General features: G+C 49.9%; 6 protein-coding genes. 5 read left to right on the top strand and 1 reads right to left on the bottom strand.

Translation table 11 applies throughout. The features are described from left to right. Window positions 1-32 precede the first annotated feature (32 nt). Window positions 33-269: a helix-turn-helix domain-containing protein gene (locus QZQ08_RS05805; RefSeq protein ID WP_296329268.1), complete on the bottom strand. Its 237-nt coding sequence runs from the start codon at window positions 267-269 to the stop codon at window positions 33-35. Between the two features lie 319 nt (window positions 270-588). Here QZQ08_RS05805 and QZQ08_RS05810 point away from each other — a divergent pair, with 319 nt between their 5' ends. The 5 genes from QZQ08_RS05810 to QZQ08_RS05830 all read left to right on the top strand — a co-directional run bounded on the left by QZQ08_RS05810 (window position 589) and on the right by QZQ08_RS05830 (window position 5,923). After that, complete coding sequence (locus tag QZQ08_RS05810) at window positions 589-1,215, top strand: DNA-3-methyladenine glycosylase I (RefSeq protein WP_296329269.1); 627 nt, start codon at window positions 589-591, stop codon at window positions 1,213-1,215. Next, on the top strand, window positions 1,212-2,093 hold the full coding sequence (locus QZQ08_RS05815) for a DMT family transporter (RefSeq protein WP_296329273.1): 882 nt from the start codon (window positions 1,212-1,214) through the stop codon (window positions 2,091-2,093). The genes QZQ08_RS05810 and QZQ08_RS05815 overlap by 4 nt, the downstream gene beginning before the upstream one ends. Window positions 2,094-2,265: 172 nt before the next feature. Further along, on the top strand, window positions 2,266-3,564 hold the full coding sequence (locus QZQ08_RS05820; protein ID WP_302889390.1) for an O-acetylhomoserine aminocarboxypropyltransferase/cysteine synthase family protein: 1,299 nt from the start codon (window positions 2,266-2,268) through the stop codon (window positions 3,562-3,564). 144 nt (window positions 3,565-3,708) lie between these two features. Then, window positions 3,709-5,118 (top strand): WG repeat-containing protein, encoded by a 1,410-nt coding sequence (locus tag QZQ08_RS05825; RefSeq protein WP_296329279.1) that lies wholly within the window; start codon window positions 3,709-3,711, stop codon window positions 5,116-5,118. Between the two features lie 364 nt (window positions 5,119-5,482). Beyond that, window positions 5,483-5,923 (top strand): Hsp20/alpha crystallin family protein, encoded by a 441-nt coding sequence (locus QZQ08_RS05830; protein ID WP_296329282.1) that lies wholly within the window; start codon window positions 5,483-5,485, stop codon window positions 5,921-5,923. The last annotated feature ends 77 nt before the right edge of the window (window positions 5,924-6,000 follow it).

Here is a 6,000-nt window from a genome sequence, read left to right on the forward strand (position 1 = left end):
ATGACCAGCTCCTTTTGGAACTGGTCATCTTTTTATGATTCTTTCTCTTTGTCAGAATTGAATTGGCTGCCTCCGCTGGTGACCCATTTTTCAAGGTCTGAAAGACGGAATTTCCACTGCTTTCCAATTTTGACGGCTGGAATGCCGCGTTTTTCACGCAGCCAGGAACGAACCGTAACCACACTGACCCCCAGGTAATTCGCTGCTTGTTCAATGGATACCCATTTATCCATGGGGTCGACTTGATGTGTATTGTTTTCTTTGGGCATATGTTTTCTCCCTCCCCATAACTGCGTCTACTCTCCGGTCAAGCATATAGCGGGCCTGACAATCTGAAAAGGATCGATAGCTTCCAGGATGCTCCATCTTCCTGGATGATAGCCATGATTTTTCCTATCAATGATGAAAGCTATCAAAGAATAGAGTCGTTTTTCGTTTGCTATTATTATATACTGAAAGGGTAGTGAAAAACAATTATTATTTCGGAAAAAACTTGATTAAATAGTCTAAAAGGGTACCTCTCGGGAATTTGTTTTCTTTCCTGCTGACTCATGGTACAATGCGAAGAGAATCTTCTGGGAGGGAAATATGAGCTGTCACGCTTGGTGTACGATCAATCCGCTGATGAAGGCCTATCACGATCAGGAATGGGGCGTTCCGCTCCATGATGATCGGGCCCTTTTTGAATTCTTGATGCTTGAGGCCTTGCAGTGCGGACTGAGTTGGGATCTTATCCTCAAAAAACGAGCGGCGTTAAAAGAAGCGTTTAGGGGGTTTGACCCTATATCCATTGCCGCCTTTGGAGAACGTGATGTGGCCCGCATCATGGCTGCGGATGGGGTTATCCATTCGGAACGCAAGATTCGGGCCGTCATCAAAAATGCCCAGGCCTATCTTGCCATTGCCAAGGAATATGGCAGTTTTGACCGCTATCTATGGGGCTATACGAAGGGGAAGACCCTCTTTTACAAAGGGCATGGGACAGGGACCCTCCCGACCGCCAATGGCCTATCTAGGGCTATCAGCCGGGATCTTAAGAAGCGGGGCTTTTCTTTTGTCGGCCCTGTTACCATCTATTCCTACCTTGAAGCTGTCGGCGTCATCAACGATCATGATGAATCATGCCCTCGCTATAAAGCACTCTTTAGCCTCAGCGATGCGGTCTGGGCCGATCCCTTTGAAGAAAGCCGACCTTTTTGGAAAGGAACACAATGATGAAAAAAACACATCAATATGGGGTTATGCTCGTCCTCATTGGGGCAACACTATGGGGAAGCAGCAGCAATAGCTTGGAATACCTCATGACCTACCAACATTTTTCCTGGGATACGGTCCTTGCAATCCGCATGTTTGTCACAGCCGCGGTCTTTCTTTTGATCAGCGGCCTGCGAGGGGAAAAGCTCCTGGAGCCTGTCAAAAAGGATTTTTTTAGGCTCATTCGCTTTACGGTCCTGGGTCTTTATACTATGCAGGTTCCCTTTACGATTGCCATCCATTACAGCAATGCAGCAACGGGAACGGTCCTGCAGTATCTCATGCCCGTTATCCTGCTGGGCTATTACCTTATTTTGGAACGGCGGCGTCCTCGTCGGCGGGAAGCGGTGGCGGCCTTTCTTGCCATTGTCGGAACATTCCTCATTGCGACAAAAGGGGAGGGAGCGGCGCTTGCCATCTCTCGGGAAGCCCTTTTTTGGGGCATCCTGAGCGCCTTTGGCATGGCCTTTTATACGGCTTTTGCTGCTGAGCTCCTGCACCGTTATCCAACTTTTCTGATCATCGGGTGGGGGAGCCTGGGCAACGCCCTGCTCCTTATGGTCCTTAACCATCCAACCCTTGAAGGGACCCTGTGGACGGGAAGCACCTTTGCCGCCTTTGGCGTCATCATTGTCCTAGGAACCCTTATTGCTTATACGGTGTACCTTGAAAGCACCAAATATATCCCCGCCTCGGAAACGGGTGCCCTTGCGGCTTTTGAACCGCTATCTGCTTATGCGGTCTCCATTCTCTTTATGGGAAACCATGTGGGTTTTGTGGAAATGGCTGGCGCCCTGTGCATCATGGTCATGGTGTGGATGCTTTCCAAAAAGGCCTGAGCAGATAAATCATCATACGACTCATCATATGAACGGACAAGCAAACTGTAACATTTGAAATGGCCGAATCTCCCTTGGTGGAGAGATTGCCTAAATAGTTGACAGGCCATTTTGTACCCCCTATAATCAATTCATATTTTAAAACTATGAATTGATTATAGGGGGTATTATGATGAGTGAAGGAAAACCGTACCATTTTGAAACACTGCAGCTCCATGTAGGACAGGAACAGCCGGATCCCTCAACGGGGGCCCGCGCGGTACCGATTTACATGAGTACATCCTACGTCTTTAAGGATTCTGCCCAAGCATCGGACCGCTTTGCCTTAAAGGACGCGGGCTTCATTTACAGCCGGCTGGGGGATCCAACAAGTGATGTCCTTGAAAAACGCCTTGCTGCACTGGAAGGCGGCGTCGGGGCGCTTGTGACCGCAACAGGGGCAGCGGCCATCAGCTATACCATCCAGGCCCTTTGCCATAAGGATGACCACATTGTGGCCGCTACAACCATCTATGGCGGGACCTATAACCTTTTTGCCCATACTCTGCCTGACTTTGGCATCGAAACGACCTTTGTCGATCCGACAAAGGGCCCGTCCGTTTTTGAAGGGGCTATCCGGGAGAATACGCAGCTCCTTTACATTGAGACCGTAGGCAATCCGAATGCCAACCTCATTGACATCGGTGCCGTGGCGGAGATCGCCCATAAACATGGAATCCCCCTTGTGGTGGATAACACCTTTGCTACGCCTTACCTCGTTCGTCCTTTCGAGTTTGGGGCTGACATCGTTGTCCACTCGGCTACGAAATTCATCGGTGGCCATGGCACGACCCTGGGCGGCGTTATTGTGGACAGCGGTAAGTTTGATTGGGCTGCATCGGGGAAATTCCCTTGGCTTGTAGAGGCAAATCCAAGCTATCATGGCCTGAGCTTTACACGTGATGTGGGGGCGGCTGCTTTTGTTACTTATGTTCGGGCCGTCATCCTCCGCGACTTGGGAGCTACCCTGTCCCCTTTTGCGGCCTTTATGCTCCTTCAGGGAACGGAGACCCTTTCCCTGCGCGTAGAACGGCAAGTAGAAAATGCCCTTAAGGTGGTTGACTTCCTTGCCCATGAGCCCCATGTGGCCAAGGTAAATCATCCTTCCCTTGACAATCATCCTGATCATGAGCTCTACCGGAGATACTTCCCCCATGGCGGGATCAGCATCTTTACTTTTGAAATCAAGGGCGGTCCGGAAGCGGCCCGTACCTTCATCGATCATTTGAAGGTCTTTTCTCTTCTGGCGAATGTAGCAGATGTGAAAAGCCTTGTGATCCATCCGGCTTCAACGACCCATTCACAGATGACGGAAGAAGAACTCCTTGATTCGGGGATTACGCCGTCAACCATCCGCCTTTCCATAGGGGCGGAACATATTGATGATCTCTTGGAGGATCTTAAAACAGGCTTTGCTGCCCTGGATCATTGACCTCTTTTTTGAGAGGGCTGCCGCTGCCGCGGCGGCCCTTTTTTCGTTTGAGAGGTGGTTCTTGTTATGGCGCGGGCGGCTTTCTTCGTGATACAATAGGCGCAGAAAAGAAAAACGATTTCAAACATAGGAGGTGCTGTCAGAATGAACGCAAAAATGAGGTGCGGGCTCATGCTCGTGGTGAGCCTGATCATCGGAGCTCAGGCCGCTTCTGCCGCCGAGCATCTTGCCATCGTGACCCAAAAGGGCCGGGCAGGCGCCATCGACCAGCAGGGACGGGTGGTCCTGCCCTTGGAATATAAGAAAATCGAAGTGGAACAAGGAGGAACAGACGCTGTTATCCTTGTTGAAAAAGATGGGAAATATGGAATGTATGACCGAACGGGCAAGGCCATCATCGCTCCGACCCTTAAGAAGGTGGGGGCCTTCAGCGACGGAATGCTTGCGGCCCGGGATCAGGAAGGATGGACCTTTTATGACCGAACGGGCAAGGCCCTTATCTCCCATTATGATGAGGTGGGCCCTTTTTCCGAAGGCCTTGCGGCTGTGAAAAAGGATGGGAAATGGGGCTATATCGATAAACAGGGGACGTATATCCTTAAGCCTCAGTATAAGAAGGCACAGCCCTTTAAAGAAGGGTATGCGGCCGTCAAGCTCCAGGACCGCTGGATGTATGTCAAAAAAGATGGAACTGCCCTTCTTGTCGGAAAGGCAAAGGCTGTCAGCGACATGAGCCAGGGCGTGGGCATCATCGATGGCAGCTGGCTTATGGACACAACGGGTGCCCGCTACGCCAAATTAAAGGCTTATGACTATGTCGGTTCTTTTGATGAAGGTGGATTGGCCCGCGTCGGGGTAAGACGCCGTCAACGCTCCGTCTTTGATTATGTTTCCATCGGTTGGGGCTGGGGCGGACACTGGGGTGTCGGCTTCCCTGGCTGGAGTTGGGGCCCCTTTGATCTTGGCTGGGGCTGGAGCGATGCAGGATACCATCATCATGGATGGGGCGGCGGTATTTCCATCATTCCGGGAGAAATCATCCATCCGTCGAACCTTTATATGGGTGCCATCAATAAGCAGGGGCAGGAAGTCATTCCCGCAAATTACCGGGCCCTGTCGCCTTTCCGTGAAGGCCGTGCTTTGATCGTTGACCGCGAGGGTCGCTTTGGGATGATTGACCGCAGCGGAAACGTGGTCATCCCAGCTTCCTATGATGAACTGGGACCTTTTGAAAAAAACCGTGCTCCCTTTGCCTATGATAAGCATTGGGGATTCATCGACGAATCCAATAAGATCGTCATTGAAAACCGCTTTACAAAGGTGACTCCCTTTGTCTCCGATGCTGCAGCCGTTCTTGACGGCGGGAAGGCTGCCCTTATTGACCTTAATGGCATAAATCTTGTCGCGCCCCAGGAAGGCTACAGCGACGTAGGGACCTATGCCCAGGATCGCTTCCCTATTATGGACAAAAAGAGCGGTAAATGGGGATATATGGATAGGAAGGGAACTCTTGTCATTCCTGCTGTGTATGATGAAGCTGGAATTTTTGACTAAGTATTATAGAATAGAAAAAATATTGACGTGAATGTAAAAGCATTCCATAATAGAGCACAGCCATTCAAATAAGCTCGGCAGCTTGCGGATACTGGGGAAACAAGAAATCTCGGATTCGCTGGCGCCCTGCATCATACGATGTTTCTCCCGGAACGGATTGGTTCCGGGTTCTTTTTTATCACTAAAAGTCAAAAAGATTAAAATAATTAGCACTCAACTATTGACAGTGCTAAAAAATCGTGCTATGATAATCCCAGAACGAAGGAAAGGAAGGCCCCCCAAAAGGGGCAGGGTTCCTCTTCTCCGCTCCAGGAAAAGAAAAGACCTGTGTGAAGGCCGTAATATTTGATTGGAGGAATGACTTATGTTACTGCCGAGCATTTTTAATGACAATGTGTTTGATGATTTTATGGATGGCTTTGATTCCTTTATGGATCGCAGCGCCCTTTATGGAAAACATGGTAAGAACCTCATGAAGACCGATGTCCGCGATGTGGGTGACCATTATGAACTGGATATGGATCTGCCGGGCTTTAAGAAGGATGAAATCCATGCAGAACTCGAAAATGGCTATCTGACCATTTCCGCTGAAAAGAGCCTTGATAAGGGCGAAAAGGACAAAGCAGGCCATTATATTCGCCGCGAACGGAGCTTCGGCCATTCGAGCCGTACTTTCTACGTCGGTGACGGTGTGAAGGAAAGCGATATCAAGGCAAAATACGCCGACGGGATCCTGCAGCTGTCAATTCCCAAGAAGGAACTGCCGCAGTCTGAAAACAAAAAGATGATTGCCATTGAAGGCTGATCAAAAACGCTGGGAGTTTTTCGGTTCTTTGTCAAATTTTGGGGTGCTAAAGTATCTATGCACTCCTGGAGAGGACA

It is taken from the genome of uncultured Acidaminococcus sp. (genome assembly GCA_900538365.1).
Classification (GTDB): domain Bacteria; phylum Bacillota; class Negativicutes; order Acidaminococcales; family Acidaminococcaceae; genus Acidaminococcus.

Coding starts and splice junctions, on each gene's coding strand:
- QZQ08_RS05815 (WP_296329273.1), top strand. CDS start 1,212: ATGATGAAAAAAACACATCAATATGGGGTTATGCTCGTCCTCATTGGG.
- QZQ08_RS05805 (WP_296329268.1), bottom strand. CDS start 269: ATGCCCAAAGAAAACAATACACATCAAGTCGACCCCATGGATAAATGG.
- QZQ08_RS05825 (WP_296329279.1), top strand. CDS start 3,709: ATGAACGCAAAAATGAGGTGCGGGCTCATGCTCGTGGTGAGCCTGATC.
- QZQ08_RS05810 (WP_296329269.1), top strand. CDS start 589: ATGAGCTGTCACGCTTGGTGTACGATCAATCCGCTGATGAAGGCCTAT.
- QZQ08_RS05830 (WP_296329282.1), top strand. CDS start 5,483: ATGTTACTGCCGAGCATTTTTAATGACAATGTGTTTGATGATTTTATG.
- QZQ08_RS05820 (WP_302889390.1), top strand. CDS start 2,266: ATGAGTGAAGGAAAACCGTACCATTTTGAAACACTGCAGCTCCATGTA.